Origin of the sequence: Streptomyces tricolor (genome assembly GCF_002155905.1) — a bacterium.
GTDB lineage: Bacteria > Actinomycetota > Actinomycetes > Streptomycetales > Streptomycetaceae > Streptomyces > Streptomyces tricolor.
This window is the reverse complement of record NZ_MUMF01000291.1, coordinates 26,963-51,443: the sequence shown is the minus strand read 5'-3', so window position 1 is coordinate 51,443 and position 24,481 is coordinate 26,963. Positions and strand designations below refer to the sequence as shown.

The 24,481-nt window shown below is 75.3% G+C and carries 18 protein-coding genes; 11 read left to right on the top strand and 7 right to left on the bottom strand.

Going from position 1 to position 24,481, the window contains the following annotated elements:
* Window positions 1-103 precede the first annotated feature (103 nt).
* A complete protein-coding gene (locus CCN44_RS21315) occupies window positions 104-760 on the top strand; it encodes a CBS domain-containing protein (protein ID WP_059256201.1) in 657 nt (218 codons plus the stop codon).
* Window positions 761-1,009: 249 nt separating this feature from the next.
* Here CCN44_RS21315 and CCN44_RS21310 read toward each other — a convergent pair whose 3' ends face one another.
* From CCN44_RS21310 to CCN44_RS21300, 3 genes are all read right to left on the bottom strand, one after another.
* Complete coding sequence (locus CCN44_RS21310) at window positions 1,010-1,894, bottom strand: universal stress protein (RefSeq protein WP_086698663.1); 885 nt, start codon at window positions 1,892-1,894, stop codon at window positions 1,010-1,012.
* A gap of 19 nt (window positions 1,895-1,913) precedes the next feature.
* Complete coding sequence (locus CCN44_RS21305; RefSeq protein WP_059256196.1) at window positions 1,914-2,942, bottom strand: alcohol dehydrogenase catalytic domain-containing protein; 1,029 nt, start codon at window positions 2,940-2,942, stop codon at window positions 1,914-1,916.
* 136 nt (window positions 2,943-3,078) lie between these two features.
* Window positions 3,079-4,095 (bottom strand): 2-hydroxyacid dehydrogenase, encoded by a 1,017-nt coding sequence (locus tag CCN44_RS21300; RefSeq protein ID WP_059256194.1) that lies wholly within the window; start codon window positions 4,093-4,095, stop codon window positions 3,079-3,081.
* A gap of 178 nt (window positions 4,096-4,273) precedes the next feature.
* Here CCN44_RS21300 and CCN44_RS21295 point away from each other — a divergent pair, with 178 nt between their 5' ends.
* Window positions 4,274-4,978 carry a GNAT family N-acetyltransferase gene (locus CCN44_RS21295; RefSeq protein ID WP_059256192.1) on the top strand — a complete coding sequence of 235 codons (705 nt, stop codon included), beginning with the start codon at window positions 4,274-4,276 and terminating at the stop codon, window positions 4,976-4,978.
* A gap of 67 nt (window positions 4,979-5,045) precedes the next feature.
* Here CCN44_RS21295 and CCN44_RS21290 read toward each other — a convergent pair whose 3' ends face one another.
* A complete protein-coding gene (locus CCN44_RS21290) occupies window positions 5,046-5,969 on the bottom strand; it encodes an aminoglycoside phosphotransferase family protein (protein ID WP_167404013.1) in 924 nt (307 codons plus the stop codon).
* A gap of 183 nt (window positions 5,970-6,152) precedes the next feature.
* Window positions 6,153-8,960 carry an AfsR/SARP family transcriptional regulator gene (locus tag CCN44_RS21285; protein ID WP_086698660.1) on the bottom strand — a complete coding sequence of 936 codons (2,808 nt, stop codon included), beginning with the start codon at window positions 8,958-8,960 and terminating at the stop codon, window positions 6,153-6,155.
* Between the two features lie 192 nt (window positions 8,961-9,152).
* Between CCN44_RS21285 and CCN44_RS21280 the strand changes: the two genes are divergently transcribed.
* The 5 genes from CCN44_RS21280 to CCN44_RS21260 all read left to right on the top strand — a co-directional run bounded on the left by CCN44_RS21280 (window position 9,153) and on the right by CCN44_RS21260 (window position 16,051).
* Window positions 9,153-9,707: a hypothetical protein gene (locus CCN44_RS21280; RefSeq protein ID WP_086698657.1), complete on the top strand. Its 555-nt coding sequence runs from the start codon at window positions 9,153-9,155 to the stop codon at window positions 9,705-9,707.
* Window positions 9,708-10,204: 497 nt separating this feature from the next.
* On the top strand, window positions 10,205-11,467 hold the full coding sequence (locus tag CCN44_RS21275) for an MFS transporter (protein WP_086698654.1): 1,263 nt from the start codon (window positions 10,205-10,207) through the stop codon (window positions 11,465-11,467).
* Window positions 11,464-13,308 carry an alpha/beta hydrolase family protein gene (locus tag CCN44_RS21270; RefSeq protein ID WP_086698650.1) on the top strand — a complete coding sequence of 615 codons (1,845 nt, stop codon included), beginning with the start codon at window positions 11,464-11,466 and terminating at the stop codon, window positions 13,306-13,308. Before CCN44_RS21275 ends, CCN44_RS21270 begins: the two co-directional genes overlap by 4 nt.
* 144 nt (window positions 13,309-13,452) lie before the next feature.
* Window positions 13,453-15,357, top strand: a complete 1,905-nt coding sequence (locus tag CCN44_RS21265; protein WP_086698646.1) for a RiPP maturation radical SAM C-methyltransferase — start codon at window positions 13,453-13,455, stop codon at window positions 15,355-15,357.
* Between the two features lie 25 nt (window positions 15,358-15,382).
* Window positions 15,383-16,051, top strand: coding sequence for a DUF5825 family protein (locus tag CCN44_RS21260; RefSeq protein ID WP_086698642.1), 669 nt, complete (start codon window positions 15,383-15,385; stop codon window positions 16,049-16,051).
* Window positions 16,052-16,072: 21 nt separating this feature from the next.
* On the opposite strand, the gene CCN44_RS21255 is transcribed toward CCN44_RS21260, so the two are convergent.
* A complete protein-coding gene (locus tag CCN44_RS21255) occupies window positions 16,073-16,363 on the bottom strand; it encodes a DUF6355 family natural product biosynthesis protein (RefSeq protein ID WP_059256177.1) in 291 nt (96 codons plus the stop codon).
* Window positions 16,364-16,667: 304 nt separating this feature from the next.
* Here CCN44_RS21255 and CCN44_RS21250 point away from each other — a divergent pair, with 304 nt between their 5' ends.
* On the top strand, window positions 16,668-17,387 hold the full coding sequence (locus tag CCN44_RS21250) for an SDR family oxidoreductase (protein ID WP_086698640.1): 720 nt from the start codon (window positions 16,668-16,670) through the stop codon (window positions 17,385-17,387).
* A gap of 64 nt (window positions 17,388-17,451) precedes the next feature.
* On the opposite strand, the gene CCN44_RS21245 is transcribed toward CCN44_RS21250, so the two are convergent.
* Window positions 17,452-18,252, bottom strand: a complete 801-nt coding sequence (locus tag CCN44_RS21245; protein ID WP_059256173.1) for a GNAT family N-acetyltransferase — start codon at window positions 18,250-18,252, stop codon at window positions 17,452-17,454.
* A 251-nt stretch (window positions 18,253-18,503) separates the two neighbouring features.
* Here CCN44_RS21245 and bdeA point away from each other — a divergent pair, with 251 nt between their 5' ends.
* From bdeA to CCN44_RS21230, 3 genes are all read left to right on the top strand, one after another.
* Window positions 18,504-19,466, top strand: a complete 963-nt coding sequence (gene bdeA / locus CCN44_RS21240) for a bis(hydroxyethyl) terephthalate hydrolase (RefSeq protein ID WP_059256171.1) — start codon at window positions 18,504-18,506, stop codon at window positions 19,464-19,466.
* A 235-nt stretch (window positions 19,467-19,701) separates the two neighbouring features.
* The gene (locus CCN44_RS21235) at window positions 19,702-23,055 is read left to right on the top strand and encodes a helix-turn-helix transcriptional regulator (RefSeq protein WP_208639809.1); all 3,354 of its coding nucleotides are present in this window, start codon (window positions 19,702-19,704) and stop codon (window positions 23,053-23,055) included.
* A gap of 65 nt (window positions 23,056-23,120) precedes the next feature.
* The gene (locus CCN44_RS21230; RefSeq protein WP_086698637.1) at window positions 23,121-24,377 is read left to right on the top strand and encodes a helix-turn-helix domain-containing protein; all 1,257 of its coding nucleotides are present in this window, start codon (window positions 23,121-23,123) and stop codon (window positions 24,375-24,377) included.
* Window positions 24,378-24,481 lie beyond the last annotated feature (104 nt).

Here is a 24,481-nt window from a genome sequence, read left to right as displayed (position 1 = left end):
CGGTGGCGCCGCGGCCAGGGCCGTACGGCCCCTGGTGCCTGCCGCCGTCCCGGCACACGCTGGAGATGGCCGGGCATCGCAGCCGAGGACCTACGGAGTCACCATGTACGGCACCCCGCACATCGTCAGCGACGTCATGACCCACACGGTCGCCGCCGTCGGCCGGCGGGCCCCCTTCAAGGAGATCGTGCGCCTGATGCACGACTGGCAGGTCAGCGCCCTGCCCGTGATCGAGGGTGAGGGCCGGGTGGTCGGTGTGGTCTCCGAGGCCGATCTGCTGCCCAAGGAGGCGCTGCGGGACGATCCGGACAGCGGCCGTCTCCGGCCGCGTCCGCCGGCCGCCCTGGCGAAGGCCGACGCGCTCACCGCCGGGGACCTCATGTCCTCCCCCGCCGTCACGGTCCGGGCGAACGCCACCCTCGCCGAGGCCGCGCACGCCATGGCCCGGGCACGGGTCAAGAGGCTGCCGGTGGTGGACGCCACCGGTCTGCTGGCGGGCATCGTCAGCCGGGCGGACCTGCTCAAGGTCTTCCTGCGCGACGACGAGGACATCGCCGAGGAGGTCCGGCGCGAGATCGCGTCGTACCTCTTCCCGCCGCCGTCGTCGGTCGTCCACGTGGACGTCCACGACGGTGTCGTGACCCTCACCGGCCGGGTCCGTGACACCGCCCTGGTCCCCGTGGCGGCGCGCCTGGTCAGGGCCGTCGAAGGGGTGGTCGACGTGACGTTCGACCTCGCGGACGACGGCGGGACGCGGTAGCGGCCGCCGGGCTCCGGAGTGAGTCGACGGCGGAGGGCGGCACCCGTGCGGGCGCACAGGCGGGAAGGGTCCGGAACTCCGCTGCCGGCACGGTCGCCGCCCCGTCCGCCTCGATCCGGTGTCCGCGGGTCGGACGGGGGGTGTGCGCGACCGGCAGCGCCCTGGGCGCCCGGGCCGCCGAGGTCCGTGTCCGTCATGCATCGCACCAGGCTTCGGGCACCAGGCTTCACGCCGGCCGGCGCCCCGCGTTCATGACCGCTCCTCGCCGCGCACCACGGCGACGGGGCAGTGCGCGTGGTGCAGCAGGGCCTGGCTGACCGAGCCGAGCACCAGGCCCGTGAAGCCGCCGTGTCCCCGGGCGCCGGCCACGACCAGCTGGGCGTCGCGGCTGGCCTCGATCAGCGCCGGGCGGACCCGGGAGCGGACCAGCCGTTTCTCCACCCCGACGTGGGGGAAGCGCCGCTGCCAGGGGGACAGCGTGTCGTCCAGCAACCGCTGGGCCTTCTCGCGCAGGTGCTCGGCGTCGGTCACCACGTTCAGCGGGTCGACCGGCCCCTCGGCGGAGCGCTCGGTCCAGGTGTTCCAGACGTGCAGCGCCACCAGGCCCGTGCCGCGCAGCGACGCCTCGGTGAAGGCGAAGGCGACGGCCGGCTCGCCGGCCGGTGAGCCGTCGGCCGCCAGCAGCACGGGACCGCCCGGGTCCGGGCGTCCGCGCACCACCAGCACCGGGCATCGGCTGTAGCCGGCCAGGTGTACGGCGGTCGAGCCCAGCAGGAGGCTGGCGAACGCTCCCCGGCCACGGCTGCCGACCACGACGAGCGAGGCGGTGCGCGACTCGATCTCCAGCACGGTCAGCGGCTCGCCGACGGTGACGTCGCGGGTGATCTCCACGTGCGGGGCGGCTGCGTGCGCCCGCTGCTCGGCCCTGGCCAGGGTCCCGTCGACCAGCTCGCGCACCCCTGCCATGGCCGGACTCCAGCGGGGTCCTCCGGGCGGCAGCCGCATCGACGGCGACCCGAACGCGTGCACCAGCCGCAGCCCCACGTCCCGCAGGCCCGCCTCGTGGGCGGCGACCCCCACCGCTTCCAGGCTCGACGCGGAACCGTCCACTCCGACGACGACCGGATCTCCCATGACGCACCTCGGCAGGGGTTCACTCGTGGTGCAGGACGACTTTGAGGGCGCCCGTACGGGTGCCGTCCGCGAACACCTCGTAGGCGTCCTCCATCCGGTCGAGACCGAAGATGTGGGTGACCAGCCCGGAGGCGGGCAGGCGCCCGCACCGCAGCAGTTCGAGCAGCCGCGGGGTGGAGGACGTGTCCACCTGGCCCGTGCTGATGGTCACGTTCTTGCGCCACAGGGATTCGAGGTGCAGCGTCGCCGGCTTGCCGTGCGCACCGATGTTGGCGATGCGTCCGCCCGCGCGCACGGCCCGGGTGCACAGCACGAAGCCGTCCGCATCGCCCGACGCCTCGATCGCCACATCGGCGCCCGGCCCCTCGGCCAGGTCGGCGAGCAGACTCCCCGGTGACTCGGCGGCATCGGCGCCCAGCCGGACGGCGGTCTCCAGCCGGGCACGGGCCATGTCCACCACGATGATCCGGCTGGGCGAGTACAGCCGCGCGACGACCACCGTGGCGAGCCCGACGGGTCCCGCGCCCACCACGACGACGATGTCCCCCGGGCCCACCTGGCCGTTGCGGACACCGACCTCGTAGGCGGTCGGCAGCAGTTCGGCGAGCAGCACCGCGTCGTCGAGGGGCACGTCGGAGGGGCAGCGGGTGGTGGAGCCGTCGGCGAAGGGCACCCGGACCAACTCGGCCTGGGTCCCGTTGATCAGGCTTCCCAGCACCCAGCCGCCGCCCCCGCCGCACTGGCCGTACATCGCGTCGCGGCACGCCCAGCACTGGCCGCAGGCCGAGACGGACGAGACGATCACCTGGTCGCCGGGGCGCAGGTGGTTCACTTCGGGACCGACCTCCACGACCTCGCCGACCGCTTCGTGGCCGAGGACCGTCCCCGGCTTCACCTCGGGAAGGCGTCCCCGGAGGATATGGAGATCACTGCCGCAGATGGTGGTGGTGTCGACGCGCACGATCGCATCGGTCACCTCCTCGATCACCGGGTCCGGGACCATGTCCCAGGAGATCTGATCCGGGCCGTGGTAGACGAGCGCTCGCACGGTACTCACTTCCTCGCTCCCCATCTCCACGGTGGCCCTCGCGGGATGCCCGGGCAACAGGGCGGTCCGTTTCCCCCTCCCGCGCACCGGCCGCGCGGGCGCGCGGAGCGGTGGTGCCGCACCGGGTGCCGCGAGGTCAGAGCGTCCTTCCGGGCCCGACCAGGGTGTTGTCACCGGTGCGGCCGGCGAAGTGGTCCTCGATGTTGGCCACCGTGGTCCGCGCGATCTGGCCGACGGCCTCGCGGGTGAAGTACGCCTGGTGCGAGGTGACCAGGACGTTGCTGAAGGTCATCAGCCGGGCGAGGCGTTCGTCGGTCATCACCTCCAGCGACTTGTCGAGGAAGAACACTCCGGCCTCCTCCTCGTACACGTCGAGCCCGACACCGGTCAGCCGTCCCGCGCGCAGCGTCTCCAGCAGGGCGTCGGTGTCCACCAGGCCGCCGCGGCTGGAGTTGACCAGGACGGCGTCGTCCTTCATCAGCGCGAGCGCCTCGGTGTCGACCAGGTGGTGGGTGTCCGGCAGCAGCGGTACGTGCAGGCTGACCAGGTCGGCCTCGGCGAACAGCCGCTCGCGCGGGACGTACTCCATGCCGAGGGCGAGGCAGTCGGGATTCTCCACGAGGTCCCAGCCGAGCAGCCGCATGCCGAATCCGTGGGCGATCCGCGTGAACGCGGTGCCGATCTTCCCGGTGCCCACCACGCCGGCGGTACGGCCGCGCAGGTCCCGGCCCATCAGCCCGTCGAGCCGGAAGTCGAACTCCCGGGTGCGGTGCGCGGCCCGGACGATCCGGCGGTTGACCGCGAGCGCGAGGGTCCAGGCGAACTCGGCCACCGAGTACGGCGAGTAGAAGGAGACGCGGGCCACCGACAGGCCCACGTCCTCGGCGGCGCCGAGGTCGATGTTGTTGTAGCCGGTGGACCGCTGGGCGATCATCCGGGTGCCGCCCTCGGCGAGTGCGCGCAGCACGCCGGCGTCCAGGGTGTCGTTGACGCTGCTGAGCACCACCTCGTGGCCGTGCGCGGTCGGCACGGTGTCCCGGTCCAGGAAGAGCCCCAGACAGCGCAGCTCGTGCCGGCCCGCGAACGCCGTGTCGAACGCCTCCCGCAGCAGCGGTTCCTCGTCCGACAGGACGCCGTACGCAACGATCTCCACGTGGCCTTCTCCCGTCGCTTCGGGTGATCCCGTCTCCACCGTAGGCCGGGATCACCACGGGGGCAGGTGCCGATGGGGCCGGGCAGGTGGGCCAGGGGGCCCGGGCCGGATGAGACGATCGGACCGGGCATCCGCCGACCGCACCGGCCGGCCGGGCATGAAGGAGAGGCGCTGGGCGATGGTGAGCGGCGAGGCCGTCGTACTCGACGATCCGGTGGGCGCGTCGCTGCGCGGTCCCCATGCGCGCTTCGCCCGCCGTCTCGGCCGGGCCGCCACCTACCTGCCGGGCGTCGCGACCTTCTCGGCGGTGTCCGGCGATCCGGACTCGGCGGACTGGGCGGACCTCGCCCGGCTGCTGGGCCGGGGCGAGTTCGCCGACATGTTCAGCTGCCCGGTGATCCCGCCGCCGGACTGGGAACCGGTGTTCGTGCTGGAGGGCCGGCAGATGATCTGGCCCGGCGGCGGCCGGCCGGGGCGTCCGGACGCCGCGGGCGGCACCGGCGTGGTCGAACTGGGTGCGGCCGACGTACCCGAGATGCTCGACCTCGTGGCGCGGACCCGGCCGGGGCCGTTCCGGCCGCGCACGCACGAACTGGGCACGTATCTCGGCATCCGCGACGGCGGGCGGCTGGTGGCGATGGCGGGCGAGCGGTTGCGGCCTCCCGGATGGACCGAGATCAGCTCGGTCTGCACCGCGCCCGAAGCACGCGGGCGCGGGCACGCCGCCCGCCTGGTGCGAGCGCTGGTCGCCCGCGTCCTGGCGCGGAACGAGCGGCCCTTCCTGCACGTGGCCGAGGCGAACACGCACGCGAGGGCGCTCTACGAGCGGATCGGCTTCGAAAGCCGCAGGCAGGTGACGTTCCGCGGATTCCGCACTCCCTGACGCGCTCCCTGGTCCTGGTCCCTGCTGATGCGCCCGGTCGTCCGGCGTCGGCTCGTGTCGTCCCGCGTCAGCTCGTGCCGAACCACGCCTCGGCCAGTGCGGGCAGGGTTGCTTCGGCCGGTGCGCCCAGTTCCCTCAGGTACCAGGGGAGGTTGCTGTACACGTGGAGCAGCGTGTACGCGAGCAGTGCGGACGGCTCGAAGGTGTGGCCGTACGCCCTGGTGAGCCGGGTCAGCAGAGCCGGGTCGCCGCGGGTGACGAAGAGGCCGACGCCCACGAAGTCGTAGGCGCGGTCGCCGATCATGGCCGGTTCGAAGTCGAAGAACCCGGTCAGCCGCCACCCGTCGGGGTCGACCAGGAAGTGCTGCTGCATCACCTCGGTGTGCAGCAGGGAGCGGTGGGGGGCACGGGGCAGCGGGACGGAGGCGAGGAAGTCCGGGATCTGCTCCAGCCACGGGGCCGGCAGTCCGCGGGCCCGCTGCTGTGCCACGGCGCCGGCGCCCTGGCGGTCCAGGAAGGCGCCCCAGTCCCCGGGGCCGACGACGTCCGCGAGGGGTTCGGGGTCGAGCGAGTGCAGCACCGCCAGGGTTTCGCCGACCTCGGTGACGAGCCGTTCGCGGTGGCTCGGCGGCACGAGGTCCCAGGTGCGGGCCAGGTTCTCGCCGGGGAGCCGGGACATCAGGACGTACCGCCAGCCGTTGTCGTACGGTCCGGCGTCGCGCACCCGCGGTGTCGGTACGGGCAGCCGGCCCTGGAGGTGGCTGAGGACGGCGCCTTCGGTGACGCCGTCCTGGGCGGCGGCGCCGGGGAACAGCTTGAGCACGTGCTCGTCACCCACCGCGTAGACCGGCTGCGAGCCGTCCGGGAAGCGGGTCAGCGGTGCGCCGGCGAGGCCGAGGCGTGCGCACAGGTGCTCCACTGCGGGGCGCATCACGGTCTCGTCGGGGACGATCGCGTCCCACTCTTCGTCTGTTTCCACCGGAGGCAGCATGATCGGGAACCTAGGCCGACGGCCGCCGCGGGGCAACGGATTTTGTCGGTCCGTCGGCCACCGGGACCGGCCCCCGGCCGCCTCTGTTCGAGCCCTGGCCGCCTCTGTTCGAGCCCTGGCCGCCCCTGATCGAGCCCCGGCCGCCCCTGATCGACCCCGTGGCCGGCCCGGAGGGGCGACGGGTCAGTCCGGCGGGCCGCTGCGCGCCAGTTTCCCCTCGACCTCGGCGGCCTGCCCGAGGCGCCGCTGCGCGAGGTAGCGGGACCGGGCCTGTTCCCAGGCCTCGCGGGCCTCGGCGGGCCGGCCCAAGGCGTGGCAGACGTCGCCCATCTTCGCCAGGGTGTCCGCTTCCTCGAAGGCGTCGCCGAGTTCCCGGCGCAGGGCCAGGGCCCGCCCGTAGTGCGCGAGGGCGAGGGCGTGGGCGCCGGTGCGGTGGGCGAGGTAGCCGAGACTGTCCAGGGTGAAGGCCTCCCCCTCCCGGAACCGGTGCCGGCGGCACAGGGCGAGCGCCTCCTCGCAGTAGCGGCGGGACCGCTCGTGGTGGCCCAGCCGGGCGTGGTACCAGCCCACCGCGTTGAGGGCTTCGGCTTCCCTGGGCGGGCTGTGGAGCGTCCTGCGGACGCGGAGGTTCTTCAGGGCGTGCGCCAGCGCCTGCCGGTCGTCGCCGTGTTTCTCCCAGGCCAGCGCGAGGTTGAGATGGGTCTGTGCCCGCCCCGCCGGGTCGCCCGCCTCCTCGAACAGCGTGAGCGCCACGTGCAGGTCCGCCAGAGCCTCCTCGTGCCGGCCCTGAGCGGCATGGGCGCGCCCGAGGAGCCGGTGGGCCAGTGCCCGCTGTGCCCGGTCGCCCATGCTGTCCCCCGCGGCGAGCGTGGCCCGCAGCATGGCGGTGCGGTCGTCCAGGTTCCCCTGCCGCCAGTGGAAGGTGTCCAGGGACCAGGCCAGCTGCCATGCCTGCGGGTAGTGGCCCCGGGCCATGGCGCAACGGTGTGTGTCGAGCAGGCAGAGGTGTTCGGCCTCGAACCAGGACAGCGCGGTCTCCACGGTCCCGAGCGGGTGGGCGCCCGGTGTGACGTCCGGCAGGTCCGTCCCGAACGGGGTGCGCTGCGGCGACAGCAACCGGTCGCCGTCGTGCGCGGTGGCGGCGTAGAAGTCGGCCAGCCCGCGCAGCGCGGAGTCCAGGGCGTCGCCGGGCTGGTCCTGTGCCGCGCGCTCGGCCGCGTAGAGCCGTACCAGGTCGTGCATGCGGTAGCGGCCGGGGCGGGTCTCCTGCACCAGATGCGCTTCCTCCAGCCCGCGCAGGTGCGACCGCACCCGCGGGACGGGCAGCGCGGTCAGGGCGGACGCCGCGGCCAGGCTGATGTCCGGGCCGGGCGCCTGGCCCATCAGTCCGAACACCCGCGCGGTCGCCGCGTCGAGGGCGTCGTAGGAGGAGGAGAGCACGGCCCGCAGGTCGGCGACGGGGTCGTCGGTGCCGAGGGCGTCCAGCCGGGCGGACCGGTCGCGGAGTTCCTCGGCGAGCGCGGCCAGCGGGAAGCCGGGGTGGGTGCTCGCCCGGGCCGCCACCACGCTGATGGCCAGCGGCAGACCCGCGCAGGAGCCGAGGAGCGCGGCCACCGCCTGCGGCTCCCGGGCGACCCGTTCGGCGCCGAGGCGCCGCACCAGCATGTCCCGGGCCTCCGCCTCGGACACCACGTCCAGGGCGAGCGGCCGGGCCCCGTAGGCGGTGACCAGCCCGGCGAGCCGGCGGCGGCTGGTGATCAGGACCGTGCAGGACGGGGATCCCGGCAGCAGGGGGAGGACCTGCTCGGCGTCGCGGGCGTCGTCCAGGACGATCAGCATCCGCCGGTCCGCGACCAGGCTCCGGTAGACCGCCGCCCGGCCCGGCAGGTCGGCCGGTATCTCCGTGGACGCGAGCCCGAGGGCGTGGAGGAAGTTCTGCAGCACCTCGGAGGCGGAGGCGGGGTCCCCGGCCGGGGAGAAGCCGCGGAGGTCGGCGTAGAGCTGGCCGTCGGGGAACGCCGCGGCGTTGTGGTGGGCCCAGTGCAGGGCGAGCCAGGTCTTGCCGATGCCGCCGATCCCGCCGATCGTGGAGATCACCACGGTGGCGCCCGGTGCGTCGCCCGCGTGGAGCGTCCTGTCGAGCGCGGCGATCTCGCGGGTCCGGCCGACGAAGGGGCCGGGCGGGGACGGCAGTTGGCGCGGCACCGGGTGCGGTGAGCGGTGCGCGCTCGGAGCGGGCGCGGGGCGGAGGGACAGCGCGGGGTCCGTGGTGAGGATCCGCTGGTGCAGCCGTCGTAGCTCCGGGCCGGGCTCGGCGCCCAGCTCCGCCGATAATCGGCGCTGGAGGTGCTGGTAGTGGGCCAGGGCGTCGGCCCGTCGGCCGCCGCGGTACAGGGCCAGCATCAGCTGCCCCGCCAGACGCTCGTCCAGCGGGTGCCGCTCGGTGCGTGCGGGGAGTTCGGCGAGCAGCTCGGCGTGCCGGCCGAGCCGCAGCCGGACGTCGGTGAGGTCGAGTTCGGCCGCGTGCCGCTCCCGGTGCCAGGACGCGCGCAGGGCGTTGAACCAGGGGACGTCCAGGTCGCCGAAGGCGTCGCCGCGCCACAGGGCGAGCGCCTGCGCGAACAGCGTCGCGGCGCGGTCCTCGCCGGCGGTGCGGGCCCGCGCGACCAGGTCGCGGAAGCGGTGCACGTCCACGGCGGACGGATCGACGGTGAGGACGTAGGCCCCCGTGCGCCGGGTGATGCGTACGTCCTGCGTCGCCGTGGCCAGGGCGCCGCGCAGGCGGGACACATAGCTGTAGAGCGTGGCGTGGGCGCGCTGCGGGGGCCGGTCCCCCCAGACCCGGTCCACGAGCCTGGCGGTCGGCACCGGGGCGTTCGCGTCGACCAGCAGGCCCGCGAGCACCGAGCGCTGGCGGACATGGCCCAGGTCGACCGGAACCCCGTCCACGCGTGCCTCGATGCCGCCGAGCAGAACGAAATCCACGGACATCCTCTTCCCCCTCGCGTCGACGGCCGGTGGTCGCCACAGCGGACCGGCCTGCGCATTCAAGGATCTTCCAAGGTTTGCCCAACGGGCGCCCATCAGTATTCCAACGGCCGGACGGCCGGCGGGCGGCGGCGCGCCCGCCGGCCTCGACGGCCTTGCCGAGCCGTTCCGTCCGCCATGGCGCGAGGAGGTGACATGTCTGTCCTGTTCGGGCTGGTCGCGCTCGTGGGCCTGCTCTGCGTGCGGGATCTGGTGCTCTGTGTGGGGGCGATGCAACGGCTCGTGGAGCAGGCGGAGCAACCGGCGCGGGCCGGCCGGGACCCGGCGTCCTGCCTCGCCCGGGGCGGGCGGGTGCACCCCTTCCGGACCGTCACCACCGAGGGCGTACCCCTGGACCGGGAGCAGTTGCTGGACGACACGGCGGTCGCCTTCTTCCTGCCCGGCTGCACGAGGTGCCGGGAGAGGCTGCCGGGGTTCCTGGAGTACGCGCGCGGTCTTCCGGGCGGGCGCCGGCAGGCGCTGGCCGTCGTGGTCGGCGCGGAGGAGGCGGCCGCCGCGTACGCCGCCCGGCTCGCCCCCGTGGCACGGGTGGTCGTCGAGGAGCGGGGCGGGCCGGTGTCGCGGGCCTTCGCCGTCATCCGCTTTCCGTCCGTGCTCCGGGTCGCCCGCGACACGTCGGGCGCGCTCGTCGCGACCGCCGACGACCCGGCCCCCGGCCACGCCGGTGCTCCGGCCTCCCGCGCTGCGTGAGTCCGTCCGCGGACGCGACGGCCCGGGCGGAAGGTGCGCGCCGCCGCGGGGAACCGTGCGGCGCGCGCTGCCGGCCCGCATGATCCAGGCGGCCGCCCTGGCCCGCCCCTCGCGTGGACCGGGTGCTCGTACGGCGGGGCGCCCCGCGGCGGGTGGGTGCGGCGCACGTTCTCGGCCGAAAGCGGCGCGCCGCCGGTGCCGCCGTGCCCCGGACGGCCGGCCTCCCGTTCCGGCCCGCCCGTCCGGCCCACCCGGGCAGGGGCATGGGCGCCGTCGCGGGTTTTCCCTGGCGGAAAGGCGGCGTCCCGCCGTGTTGGTGCGGAAGGATCAGTCCCTCTTCGCGCGTACGGCGGACCGGCCCCGTCGCACCGCCGCACCACACGGATCCGGCCAGCCTCCTCGGGCTCTTGTGACGCTTGTTCGCGCTCGATTACGCTCCCGCTCGCTCCGCTCTCGCCACACTTTCTGCACAATTTCGCCACATTGGTGAGGTGCTTGTGGAACGGCCAGCGTCGACCGCACGACCGTCCCACCAGCGGGCGGAACCACGTGACTTCCGGCTCCTGTGGTGGGCCAACGCCGCCGACGGGGTCGGCAGCCAGGCCTCGGGGACCGTGCTCCCGCTGCTCCTCCTGGGGCTGGGCAACTCGCCCCAGACCGTCGGTCTGATCGCCGGTGCCTCCACCGCCCTCGGGCTGCTCCTCGGCCCGCTCGTCGCCCTTCCCGCCGACCGGGGTGCCCGCAAACGCGTGATGACCGGGTCCGCGGCCGTCTCGGCGCTCGCGATGGGCTGCGTGGCCCTCGCGCTGGCCGCCGGGCACCCGCCGCTGGGCCTGATCCTCACCGCCGTACTGGTCGAGCGGCTGGCGACCGCCTGCTTCGAGGCGGCGGCGCGCGGGACGGTCGCGCTGGTCAGCCCGGGCCCCGAGCAGCCCCGGGCGATCGCCCGGCTCGCCGCCGCCGACCAGGGCGCGCTGATCACCGGCCCGGCGCTGGGCGGGCTCCTCTACCAGGCCGCCCGCGCGCTGCCGTTCCTCGCCGACGCCCTCTCCTACCTGGTCAGCGCCCTGTGCGTTGCGGCCATGCGTGCCGACCTCAGGGCGGCGTCGCCGCGGCAGCGCGGGGCGGGGCTGCTGCGGGAGGGCGCGGCCGGGCTGCGGCTGGTGCGTTCCGCTCCGCTGCTGCGGCTGGTCCTGGTGTGGGGCGCCACCGTCAACGCCGTGGTGGTGGCGCTGTACTACGGCGCCGTCTTCACCCTCCGGCGGGACGGCCACGCGGGCGCCGTGCTGGGCGCGGTCCTCGCCCTGTCGGGTGCCGCCGGTCTGGTGGGCGCGCTCGCCGCGCCGCGCGTGGCGGGGCGGTTCGGCGCGCCACGGGTCGTCCCCGGCGTGACCTGGCTGCTCGTCCCGCTCGCCGCCGCGCTCGCCGTGGTCACGAGCGCGTGGGCGTACGGGCTGCTGTTCGGCCTGGTGTGCCTGCTGATGCCGCTCGCCTCCGTCGTGCTCCAGGCCCGGGCCGTCCAGGTCACGGCGCCCGCGCTGCAGGCCCGTACCGGCGCGGTGCTGGCCACCGCGACCACGGGTGCCGCCGCGCTGGCCCCGGTCCTCGCCGGCGGCCTCGCCGACCGGGTGTCCGCCGCGGCGCCCGCGGCCGTCTGCGGTGTGCTGCTGGCCCTGCTGGCGGCGCACAGCTCCCGGCGCCCGGTGCGCGGCGTGCTCGCACCGGAGGCCGCGGGACGAGCGGCGGAGGTCACCGGATGAGCGGCGGCTACCAGGTGTACCGGGCCGCGTTGCCGGAGGTGTGCGCCGCCGACCCGGCCAGGATGGTGTTCACCGCCGACGCCGGCGGCCGGTGCGAGGTGTTCGCCTGGGACGCCGCGGCCGGTCGCGCGCGGCAGGTCACCCGGCGCGCCCGGGGCACCCTGCACGGCGCCGTCGACCGGGACGCGCACGTGTGGTGGTTCGACGAGGACGCGCACGGGGCGGGCTGCTGGCGGTTCCAGCCCTTCACCGGCGGTCCCGACCGGCCCGGTCTGACCGACGTCCCGCCCGGGCTCCCCCGGGGCCTCGCGGTGAGCGACCACGGCACCGTCGCCGTCGCGGCCGGGGACGGCCGCGCCACCACCGTCCACGTGGGCCCGCGCGGCGGCCGGGCCCGCACGGTGGCCCGCCTCCCGGGCCATGTCACCCTCACCGGCATCACCCCCGGGGGCCGGCTGCTGGCGCTCGCCGGCGCCGACGCGGTCACCGTGCTCACCTGCGACGGTGTCGTACGGGCCGTCCTGCCCGGCGGCGACACCGGCCGGCTGTGGTCCCTGGGCTTCGCCCCCGGCCCCGACCGCGAGGAACTCCTGCTGATCCGCGAGCGGGAGGACGGCTACGTCCTGGCGTCCTGGCGGCCCGGCAGCGGCCCCGCCACGCACGACTGGTGCGCCTTCGACACGGAGATCACCGCCCGCTGGGACCCGGACGGCCGGTCCGTCCTGGTACGGCAGGACCGCCACGGCCGCTCGACGCTGCACCGCGCCGACCTCACCGCGCGCACCCTCTCCCCCGTCCCCACTCCCCCGGGCACCGTGCTGGACGCCGCCACCCGGCCCGGGGGCGACCTGCACTACCTCTGGACGGCCGCCGGCCGTCCGCCCCGCCTGTGCTCCACCCGGGGCACCGCCCTGCCCGAACTGCCCGCCTTGCCCCAGCCGTTCCCCGGTACCCACCGGGACGTGTGGACGCCCGGCCCGGACGGCCCCGTGCACAGCCTGCTCAGCCTGCCCGACGCGCCGCGCGGTCCGGTCCCGGCGGTGTTCCTGGTGCACGGCGGGCCCGCCGACCACGACCGGGACGCCTACGACGGCGTCGTCCACTCCCTCGTCGCGTCCGGTTTCGCGGTCGTCCGCGTCAACTACCGCGGCTCCACCGGCTACGGGCCGCGCTGGCGGCGGGCCTTCCGGGACGGTGTCGGACTCACCCAGGTCGCGGACCTGGCGTCCGTCCGCGCCGACCTCGTCGCCCGCCGGCTGATCCGCGCGGACGCCGTGGGGCTGTGGGGCACCTCCTGGGGCGGCTACCTCGTGCTGCTCGCCCTCGGCACCCGCCCCGGCCTGTGGCAGGCGGGGGTCGCGGTGAAGCCGGTCGCCGACTGCGCGGCCGCGTACCGCACCACCACTCCCGCGCTGCGCGCCCTGGACGAGCGGCTGTTCGGCGGCACCCCCGACGAGGTGCCCGAACGGTATGCGCGCAGCTCACCGATCCACTACGCCGCCGCGGTCCGCGCCCCGCTGCTCGTGGCGGCCGCCATCCATGACGCCAAGTGCCCGCCCGGTCAGATCCGCGCCTACCTCGCCGCGCTGCGCGCCGCCGGGGTGCGGCACGCGGCGCTGTGGCTGGACTCCGGCCACGACGGCTACGACGGCGGCGACCACGTCACCGTGCTGCGCCGGGGCGTGGTCTTCCTCGACCGGGAACTGCGCGGCCCGGCGCACCACCGGCCCCAGACGCCCCGCTCCGCCCGGAGCGGGGAGCACCACACCGCCGAACACCTCACGGAGAGGAGAAGGTCCCGTGCAGAAGGACATCATCCACAACGACCCGCTCGCGGGTGACGAGGAGAACCGCAAGCCGAGCGTCGGCATCACCGTCACCGTCCCGTTCCGCAACGCCGAGGACGCGGAAGAGGACTGACCCCCGCCGGCCGGCCCGGCGGTGCGCCGCCGGGCCGGCCGGTCCCCCCTCCCCGAGGAGCCGACATGCGTGTCCTGCTGGTCAACATGCCCTGGTCGCCCATCGACCTCCCGTCCCTCGCGCTGGGGATCCTCAAACGCAGCGTGGACGAGCGCGTGCCCGGCGCCGAGGCCGAGGTCCTGCACGCCAACCTCGAATTCACCGACTGGATCACCGCGCGCACCCCGTTCACCGGCGACGACTACGAGTACTACGCCCTGTCGTCCTACTTCATGGGCTGCGGCGACTGGGTGTTCTCCTCCGCCCTGTACGACGATCCGCACTGGCGCGAGGAGGAGTTCACCGCGGTGATGCGCGGGAAGCTGAAGAAGTCGCGGATGGCCATGACCCGGGCACTGCACCGGGTGGTGCCGGAGTTCGTGGACGAGATCGCGCGGCGGATCGTCGCGCAGGCACCCGATGTCGTCGGGTTCACCTCCACCTTCCAGCAGAACACCGCGGCGCTGGCCGCCGCCCGGCGGGTCAAGCAGCTCGCCCCGCACATCGTCACCGTGCTGGGCGGGGCCAACTGCGACGGCGCGCAGGGCGCCGCCGTCCACCGCAACTTCCCGTTCGTCGACCACGTCGTACGCGGCGAGGGGGAGGCGGCCTTCCCGCAGCTGCTCACCGCGCTCGCCGACGGCTCGGACCTCGCCGGGGTGCCCGGACTGTGCCACCGGGCAGCCGGCGGCGCGAGCCGTGCCAACCCGATGGCCACCCGTCCGCTGCCGCCCGCCGCGATCCTGCCGCCCGACTACAGCGGCTACTTCGAGCGCCTCGCCGCCTCCGCCGCCCGTCACTGGGTCGAACCCAAGCTGGTCGTCGAGGGCGCCCGCGGCTGCTGGTGGGGGGAGAAGCACCACTGCACCTTCTGCGGGCTCAACGGATCGTTCATGCAGTTCCGTTCCAAGAGCCCGGACACCTTCTACGAGGAGATCGTCGAACTGGCCCGCCGCCACCGGGTCCTGGACATGTACGTCGTGGACAACATCCTCGACATGGGCTACCTGACGACCGTGCTGCCCAGGATCATCGACAGCGGGTACGACCTGCGGCTGCACATCGAGATCAAGGCCAACATGCGCCGCCCCCAGCTCCGTACCCTCGCCGACGCGGGGATGATCTACGTCCAGCCCGGCATCGAGTCGCTCAACCACCGGGTCCTGGACCTGATGGACAAGGGCGTCAGCGGCTGCCAGAACGTCCGGATGCTCCGTGACGGCGCCGAGACCGGTCTGTCGGTCGCCTGGAACTACCTGCACGGCTTCCCCGGGGAGACCGACCGGGACTACGAGCCGGTGATCGCCCAGATACCGGCGCTGGAACATCTCGACCCGCCGGTCGACCTGTCGGCCCGGATCGCCATCGAACGCTTCAGCCCCTACTTCGAGCGGCCCGAACTCGGCTTCACGGGCCTGCGGCCCGAGGAGCACTACCGCTTCACCTACGACCTGCCCGAGGAGGAGCTGTACGACCTCGCGTACGTCTTCGAGGCACCGGAGCGGGGCATCGGCGAACCGACCGTCACCGCGCTGAACGACGCCCTGGCCGCGTGGAAGAAGCACCACGCCGACGCCCGCCTGACCCACGCCGACCTGGGCGACCGGATCGTCCTGGTCTCCCGGCGCCGCGCCTTCGACTGGCGGACGACCGAGCTGGCCGACCCCTTCGAGCTGGCCGCGTTCCGCCTCCTCGACCAGCCGCACACCGTCGCCGCCCTCACCCGCAAGGCCGCGCGCGGCGCGCCCGGAGCGGCCCGGGACGAGGCGGGTGCGCAGCGCCTCCTCGACCACTGGCTCCGCCTCGGGATCGTCTTCACCGACGGCGGGCAGTACGTGCACATCGCCCCGGCCGCCGTCAACGAGGATCTGCTGCGGCTGGACTTCATGCGCCACACCTACGCGACGCGGGCCGAGCCCGTCCACGCGTGACCGCGCCCCGAGGAGGAGTACGCCCATGAGCACGTCGAGCACCACGAGTCCGCCCGCCGTCCTCGCCTGGCGCGACTACGACCCCGCCGCCTGCGCACTCCCCGGCATGTTCCTGGGCGAACTCGCCCTTCCCGGTCCGCTGGAGGGGGAGAGCGAGCGGCTCTGGCGGCTGGGCGCCCGGCGCGTGCGGCTGCCCGCGACCGTGGACCTCGCTTCGGGAGGGGACGACGAGCGGGCCGCCGCGGCGGTGGGCGCGCTGAGCCTGGTGCGGGACCTGACCGCGCGGGCCGTCCTGGTCGAGTGGGACCTGCGGCTGCCCCCGACGCCGGACGGCACCTGGCAGGTCCTCAGCCACCTGCAGCCGCCCCGGCGTATCGAGGGGCCCGCCGAGGCCGCCGAGGCACTGCGCGCCTGGCGGCAGGGCCACTATCTGTGCAAGTGCCTGTGGCGCAAGGGCCCGGGCTTCGTGCAGATACGGGACCGCCGCTGGGGGGAACTGCGCCGCTTCACCGCCGACGAGCCGCACTACGAGCGGGCGATCGAGCGTCTGGCCTACGGAGCGCCGGCGGACTCGGTGCCGGCCGCCGTGCTCGACGACTTCCGCGGCGAGAAGCTCGTGCTGGAGGCCGGCCCGCTCGCCTGGTGGCTGCCGTACCGGATCAGCCGCTGGCTCCAGGAGCCGATGACCATCTGACCCGGCGCAGCCGCCGACGGATCAGCAGGTGCGGCCCACGTAGTAGGCGCCCTGGATCTTGCCGGCGGAACCCAGCCAGGTCCGGCCCGGGGCCACGCACCGCTCGTAGTCGGGCGCCAGGGCCACCTCGACCTTGATCACGACGTGGGAGCCGTCGGAGGTGCAGTGGTTGTAGTAGGCGTCGGAGCCGGTCTCGTAGAAGCCGCACGGATCGGCGGCCGCCGGGGTCGCGGTGGCGGTGCCGGCGCCGAGCAGACCCAGGGTGAGAGCGAGGGAACCGAGGGCAGCGGTCAGCAGACGACGGACAGGCATGACGGACCTCTCAGAGGAAGGCGGGGAAAGGAGAACCGTGCCGGCGGCTGCGGCGGGGCCGCCCGGCCGGGCACGCGCCCATGATCAGTGCTCACCGCGGCCGGAACCACGCCCCGTCCGCCCCTTTCACCCGCCGAATCATTTCCTCGTTACGCCATCCGGCTGACCCTGGCCCGTACGCACCGCCTGGGAGCACACGGGTGCGCACCCCGTCACGCATCCCCCTGACGGAACGTCTTGGACAACTCCCCTCCGTCCGGCCGAGGATCGGCACACGACCTCTTCCGCAGGCAGGAGCCCCACCATGACCCGTCCCACGGCCGAGCCCGGCCCCACGGTCTCCCTCGTCACCGGCGCCAACCGGGGCATCGGACACGAGGTCTGCCGCCTGCTGGCCGCCCACGGGCACACCGTGGTCCTCACCGCACGCACCCTGGCGCACGCGGAGGAGGCGGCGGAGCAGCTGGGCCGGGACGGCTCCCTCGTCCACCCGCTGCGGCTGGACGTCCGCGACCCGGACAGCGTCACGGCCGCCGCACGGGACGTGGCCGAGCGGTTCGGGCGGCTGGACGTACTCGTCAACAACGCGGCGATCACCTACGACACATGGCAGCGCGCCGCGACCGCCGACCTCGGTGTCGTCGCGGAGGCCGCCGAGACCAACCTCTACGGCCCCTGGCGCACCGTGCAGGCCTTCCTCCCCCTGCTGCGGCGCAGCGGCCACGGCAGAATCGTCAACGTCAGCAGCGAAGCGGCCTCGCTGGCCGGCATGGGAGGCGGCACCCCCGCCTACACCGTCACCAAGACGGGCCTGAACGCGCTCACCCGGATGCTCGCCGACGAACTCCGCGGCGACCGGATCCTGGTGAACGCCGTCTGTCCCGGCTGGGTCGCCACCGACATGGGCGGCCCCGGCGGCCGGCCCGTCCGGGAGGGCGCCGCCGGTGTGGTGTGGGCCGCGGAACTCCCCGACGACGGCCCCACCGGCGGCTTCTACCGCGACGGCCGGCCCCTTCCCTGGTGATCCATCGCACCGGTACCGGCCCGACGGCGTGCGCCGGCAGGCCGTCGGGCCGGTGGCGGGCGGTTCACTCCTTCAGGCTGTAGAAACGCACCGGCGAGTTCGGCTTGAAGCCGATGCGGGGATACACGGGCGCCCCCGCCGCCGTCGCGTGCAGCGTGGCGCGGGTCAGGCCGGTGGCCCGGGCGCCCTCGTACAGGGCCTTCCGGGTCACCGCTTCCCCGTAGCCCCTGCGCTGCCACGCGGGGTCCGTGGCGACGAGCACGACGAACAGCCGGCCGTCCGCCTCCACCGTCGCGGCGCACGTCACCGGGACGCCGTCCCGCAGCCCCAGGTAGGCGTACACCTGGTTCTTCCACAGCGCGGACCCGAGCAGCCCGTCGCGGCCGTCCTCCAGCGGGAAGCCGTAGGCGCGTGAGTTCAGGTCCGCGTACGCCTCCAGCTGCTCCTCCGTGGTCACCCGGACGAACGTCAGCTCCGGGTGGGCCGGTTCGGGGAGGGGCAGGAGGTCGCCGGCCATGCCGGTGCCGGGGAAGGCGTACGCGAGGCCCGCCCGCTCGGCCGCCGTCCGCACCGCCCCGCGCGCCTCGTCGCCGAGCAGGTCCTCGAAGAGCCACAGGAACCCCGGGTGCTTCTTCGCGCGCATGATCTCGGCCGCCTGGCCGAGGCGCCGGGCGACCAGCGCGGCGTCCGCGTCGACCTCGGTCAGCGTGACGCAGTTCCAGAACGCGAACCGGCAGTCGGCCCAGCGGACAGCGATGCCCGGCAGGTCCCGCACGTCGGCCTCGGCATCCCGGTCGAGCACCATGGCCCGCCAGACCACGGCGAGCTGCTCCATCGATTCGATCGATTCCGTACGACCCGTCATCCGGCCTCCCTGGCCACCGCGTTGGGCAAGTCCACCCAGTCATACGCCACTTCGCCCCGCCTTCGCTCCGCGACGCGGCGGTGCGCGTCCGCACGAGACCGGTGACATTGCCGGTCCCGTCCCGCCCGCACGGCACCGACAGTGGCACCGCCAGCCCATCGGCGGCGTCCTTCGGCCGTCGCGCGCCTGTGCGCGCCGTCGGCTCCGAACGGGCGGCTCGCCACGACAGACGACAGAGAGGACGACTCGTCGTGCAGCACCCGCGCACCAGCACCACGGCACCGGCCCACCGTCCGCACCCGGCCCGCCCCGACCGGCCAACCGGTCGCGGCACCCTCCGGGGTTCCGGACGGCTCGCCGCCCTCGCCGCCGCGGTCACGGCCGTCGTCGGCCTGACCATGCTCGGCGGGCCGGCGGCCCACGGTGCGGACAACCCCTACGAGCGCGGTCCGGCGCCGACCGAATCGAGCATCGAGGCGCTCCGCGGCCCGTACGCCGTCTCGGAGACGTCCGTCTCCCGGCTCGCCGTCACCGGCTTCGGCGGCGGCACCATCTACTACCCGACCAGCACCGCCGACGGCACCTTCGGCGCGGTGGCCGTCTCGCCCGGCTACACCGGCACCCAGTCCTCGATCTCCTGGCTCGGCCCGCGGCTGGCGTCCCAGGGGTTCGTGGTCTTCACCATCGACACGCTCACCACGCTGGACCAGCCGGACTCCCGGGGAGACCAGTTGCTCGCCGCCCTCGACTACCTCACCCGCAGCAGCTCGGTCCGCGGCCGTGTCGACGCCACCCGGCTCGGTGTCATGGGCCACTCGATGGGCGGCGGCGGCAGCCTGGAGGCGGCGAAGACGCGGCCTTCGCTGCAGGCGGCGATCCCGCTGACCCCGTGGAACCTCGACAAGACCTGGCCCGAGATCCAGACGCCCACGCTGATCGTCGGCGCCGACGGTGACACGATCGCCCCCGTCGCCACCCACGCCGAGCCCTTCTACAGCGCTCTCCCCAGCTCCCTCGACCGCGCGTACCTGGAGTTGAACGGCGCCACCCACTTCACGCCGAACACCTCCAACACGACGATCGCGAAGTACAGCATCTCGTGGCTGAAGCGGTTCATCGACAACGACACCCGCTACGAGCAGTTCCTGTGCCCGCTGCCGCGGCCGAGCCTGACCATCGAGGAGTACCGGGGCAACTGCCCGCACACCTCCTGACCGGCTGTCGCACCCGCGCCGACCGGCGGCCCGTGATCCGGCGGCGACCACCCGTGGCGGTGGTCGCCGCCGGCGTTGTGCGGGTGCACCGGGCGGGGGCGCGTGCGTTGTGCCGCGGCACAGGCCGTGCTCCGCCGGATTCCCGGGAACCCGCAGGTGACGGCCGCGACGGCCTGGACGGCCTACCCGGACGTAAGGCTTCCGCGCTTCCTTACGCGTCAGTAAGGTCACAGGAATGACCGGACTGACGACTCTGGGACCCGCCGCGCCGCGGTACCGGCCGGGTTCCCAGGTGCGGGTGGTGGCCGCGCTGTGGGACCGGCTGCGCGGGGGTGGGGCCTGTGTCGTGACCGGCGAGCCCGGAGGCGGCCGGTCGGCCTTCCTCGCCTTCGCCGCCGACGCGTTCACCGCCGGGCCCGTCGTGACCGTACGCGCCCGCCCCGGGAGCTGCCGGCAGCCGTCGGACGGACTCCGCGCGCTGTGCGACGCGGCCGGGGTCCCCGCGGTCCGCGCCGCCGGCCCGGTGCGGGACCTCGTCGCCGCGCTGGAGGGCACGGCCGCGTCCGGGACCGTCCTCCTGTGCGTCGACGACGCCCACCTGTGGGACGCCGCCTCCCGGGCCGCGCTGGGCCGGCTCGCCGCCCGCCTCGCCGACGGGGGCCGGGTCGCGCTCCTGCTCACCGTCGCCGGGCACCGGCCCGTGGATCCCGAGTTCGCCGGTCTGCCGCTGCTGCGCCTGGCCCCGCTGCCTGCGCCGGACGCCGCCGCCCTGCTGGAGGAGGCCGCGCAGGACGCGCTCGACCCCCGGGTGCGCGACGAGATCTCGGCCGCGGCGCAGGGCAATCCCGGCCTGCTGCTGCGGGTGCTCGACCGCCTGACCCCGGCGCAGAGGCGCGGGCTCGCGCCGCTGCCGTGCCCTCTGGCCGACGCCGAGACCCTCGCCTCGCTGGCCGGCGGCCACCTCACCGGTCTGCCGGCCGCGCAGCGGGACCTGCTGGTGCTGACCGCAGCGGCCGTACAGGTGTCGGGTGAGCCGACCGTCGAGGCCGGTGTCCTGCGGCGCGCCGCCGCGCGGCTCGCCGGGGCCGTGCCGTGTGCCGGTCCCGCGCTGCCGGAGCCGCTCGCCGACGACGCGGGCGGGTACGGTCCCGGCGGCAGCCGGCTCTCACCGGGTGCCGCCCCGCTGCCCGAGCCGCTCCGGGGTTCCGACGGCCGGATCGGCTTCCACAGCACGGTGCTGTGCCGCACGGTGTACGCCGGTGCGTCGGCCGAGCGGCGCCGTGCCGCCCACGCCGCGTTGGCCCGCGCGCTGCCCGACGGGGGCGCTCTGCCGGCGCTGCTGCACCGTTCGTGGGCCGTCACGGCTCCGGCCGCCGCGCTCGCGGCCGACCTCGCCGCCGCCGCGGCCGGCCCGGACCCCTCGGCGCCGCCCGCGCTGCGCTGCACGGCCCTCACCCGCGCCGCCGACCTCGCGTCGGACGGCGCCCGGCAGGTCCGGTGGTACACGGCCGCCGCCGAACAGGCCCTGCTGGCCGGGCAGTCCGACCGGGCGCTGCGCCTGCTCGACACGGCCCGCGGTCGCCCGGCGCCCTCGGCGGTACGCGCGCGTGCCGAGCTGCTGCGCGGGGCGGTGCTGCGCTGGGACGGACCGGTCGACGACGCCCGCGAGACGCTGCTCCTGGCCGCGGAGTTGTTCGCTCCGCACGACCCGGAGCGATCCGCCGAGGCCGCCCTGGCCGCCGCGGACGCCGCCTGGGCGGCGGGCGACCGCGCGGCGTGCCTGCGGGCGCTGGCGGAGGAACCGGCCGGGGACCGCCTGCGGTCCGACGCCGACAGCGGGGGGCACACCGACGACCGGAACGGCGAGGGCGCTCCGCCCGGGGGCCCGTGTCCGCGCCCGGTGGACCGGCCGGGCGGCAGCGCGGCCGTACCGTCGGCGGTCCTGCGGGACCACCGCGCGGGCATGCGAGCCGTCCTGGAGGGCCGCTTCGACCTGGCCACCGCGCCCCTGCGGCGGGTCGTGGACGGCGCGTGGACGGCGGGCGACCGCGAAGCGCTCCGGCACGCCACGGGCGATCCCGCGGAGGCGCGGGGCGCGAGGGGCGACCGGGAGCATCCGACGCCCGCGGCCAACGCCCCCGGACGGCCACCGACCACGACGGACGCCTCGGAGCAACCGCCGCGCACAGCGGACGGCTGGGGACAGCCGCCGCACGCGGCGGGCGATTCCGCCGCGGAGCCGCCGGTCACGGTGGGCGACCGCGAGCCGTCAACGCCCGCGGCAGACGCCCGGGACCGGCCTCCGCACCCAACAGACGACCGACGACAACCGCCGCACACAGCGAGCAACCCGGACCGACCGGCACACACAACAGACACCCCGGCACAGCCACCGCACACCGCACACGACCCCGACCGACCGCCACGGACGGCAGGCGGCTCGTCGCGGTCGCCGGGTGCGGCCGGTGAGCCCGGGCGGCTTCTGCGGGCCGCCTCGGCGGCTCTTCTGCTCGGAGACACCGCCGCCGCCCGGCGGGCCGGGGCGCGGGCGCTCGCGGTGGCGCGCACGAACCGGTCCGCGGTGCACGAGGCGCGGGCCCTGGAATATCTGGCCTACGGCGAACTCCGGGCGGGCCGGCACGCGTTGGCCCGGACGCACGCCGAGGAGGGGCTGCGCAGCGCGTACCGCACCGGGCAGCGCAACACCGCCGCGCACCACCACGCCGTACTGGCCCTGGCGGCGTCGATCGAGGGCGAGGCGCAGACCGTCGCCGAGCATGTGACGGCCGCGCTGGCCACCGCTCGCCGGCACGGGCTGGCCCAGGCCGCCGCGCTGGCCCAGTGGGCGGCCGCCCGGGCGGATCTGGGCCACGGCCGGCCCCGTGAGGCCGCCGAGCGGCTCGGCCCGTTGGTGCGGCCCGGCCCGGGGCGCGGCCACTTCGCCGTCTGGATGCTCGCCGTGCCGTGTTACGTGGAGGCGTGCGCCCTCGCCGGGCAGCCGGAGCAGGCGCGGGAGGCGGTCGAGGACTTCGCACGCTGGTCGGCGTGCGACGCCGACCCCCAGGCCCCCGCGCAACTGCTGCGCTGCCGGGCCCTGCTGGCCCCGCCGGAGGCCGCCGATCCGGTGTACCGGCAGGCGCTGCGACGGCACGGGGAGGCCGCGGGTGACTTCGAGCGGGCCCGCACCGAGCTGCTGTACGGCAAGTGGCTGCGCCGCCGGCGGCGGCTCGGCGAGGCCCGCGCCCAGCTGCGGGCCGCGCTGCTCGGCTTCGAGCGCTGCGGCGCCCGCCCGTGGGCGCATCAGGCGGCGGCGGAGCTGCGGGCGAACGGGGTGGCCGGGGCGGAGGGAGTCTCGGTCCCGGGCGGGGCCGTGCCGCACGGGCTGTCCCGGCTCACGCCGCAGCAGATGCGCATCGCCCGCGGCGTCGCGCAGGGGCTCACCAACCGGGAGGTGGCCCTGAGCCTGTCGGTGAGCACCCGCACCGTCGACTACCACCTGCGCAACGTCTTCGCCGCGCTCGGTGTCCGCTCCCGGATGGAGCTGGCGCGTCTGGTGGAGCAGGCGGAAAAGACCGCTGCACAACTCTAGGGACCGACCGGACGGTATGTCATTCTTCGACCAAGGACGCGCCAGCCGACCCTGGGGGAACCGCGATGCACCCTGCCGTACGGCCACGACCCGCGCTCCGCCCGGGGCCGCAGGCCGCGCCCCGGGCGCGCGGACCGCACACCCGGTCGCTGATCGACGCCGAGGCCCTGCGGGTGCTGCACCGCGCCGCCCGGGTGCTGCTGGACGACCTGCCCGGCCTCACCGACCGGCTGGTCGCCGCCCTGCGGGAACGCGAACCGGCTTACCGGCCCGCGCTGGACGACGACCACCCGGGCACCTGGCAGGAGGTGCACCGTTCGCTGCGGCACAGCGTCACTTCCCTGCTCGACCCGCGCGGCACCCGGGAGGCCGCGCACCGCTGCTCCTGGCGCATCGGGGTCTCCCGCGCCGAGCAGGGGCTGCCGCTGGACGCGCTGCTGCACGCCTTCCGGCTGGGCGGCTCCCTGGTGTGGCAGGAACTCGTCGACGTGACCTCCCGCACCGCTCCCGAGGACGTCCGGCTCCTGGTGCATGTGGCGGGCGACGTCTGGGACTTCGTGGACGAGCACTGCACGCTCGTCGCGGACGCCTACCGGCAGACCGAGCGGCAGCTCGCCTGGCGGCGCGAGAACCGGGTGCGGCTGCTGGCCGCCGCCCTGCTCGACGGCACCGGCCGCATCGCCGACCTGCCGGAGACCGCACAGGCGCTCGGTCTGCCCGAGCAGGGACGGTACGTCGTCGTCGCGGTCGCGGGCGCGCGGTCCGCCGGCGCCGTGCGCGCCCTGTGGCCGCCGAGCGCGCGGGTGCACTGGCACACCGGGCCGGAGACGGATCACGGCATCGTCCTCGTCGAGGACGGCGTCGTGCCCGCGCCGGCCGACGCGCCGCCCGGGCTGCGCGTCGGGATCGGCCTGGCCGTCGACGGACTGGCCGCCGTCGGCGAGGGGCGCCGGCTGGCGGACACCGCCCTGCGGCTGTGCCCGGACGCGGGCGGCACGGTGCGGCTCGACGGCCACCTTCCCGAGGCCCTCGTGGTGTCCTGCCCGTCCCTGGCCGCCCTGCTGGTGGAGCGCGCGTTCGGCCCGCTGGCACGGCTGGAACCGGCCGACGCCGACGTGCTGCTGGACACCCTGGCCACCTGGCTGGCCTGTGACGGCTCCGCGCAGCGGGCGAGCAGGCGGCTGTACTGCCACCGCAACACCGTCCTGAACCGCCTGCGCCGCTACGAGCAGTTGACCGGCCGTTCCCTGTCCCGCCCCGCCGACCTGGTCGAGGTCACCCTGGCCCTGACCGCCCGCCGCCTCCTCGCGGCACGACCGTGACCGGGGTTCCCACGAGGGCGCCATGACGCTCTGCGCGTGACAGACGCCGGAGCAGCCGCTGGTCCGGGTTCGGTACGACGCGTCCCGCGACGGCCTGCGCGATC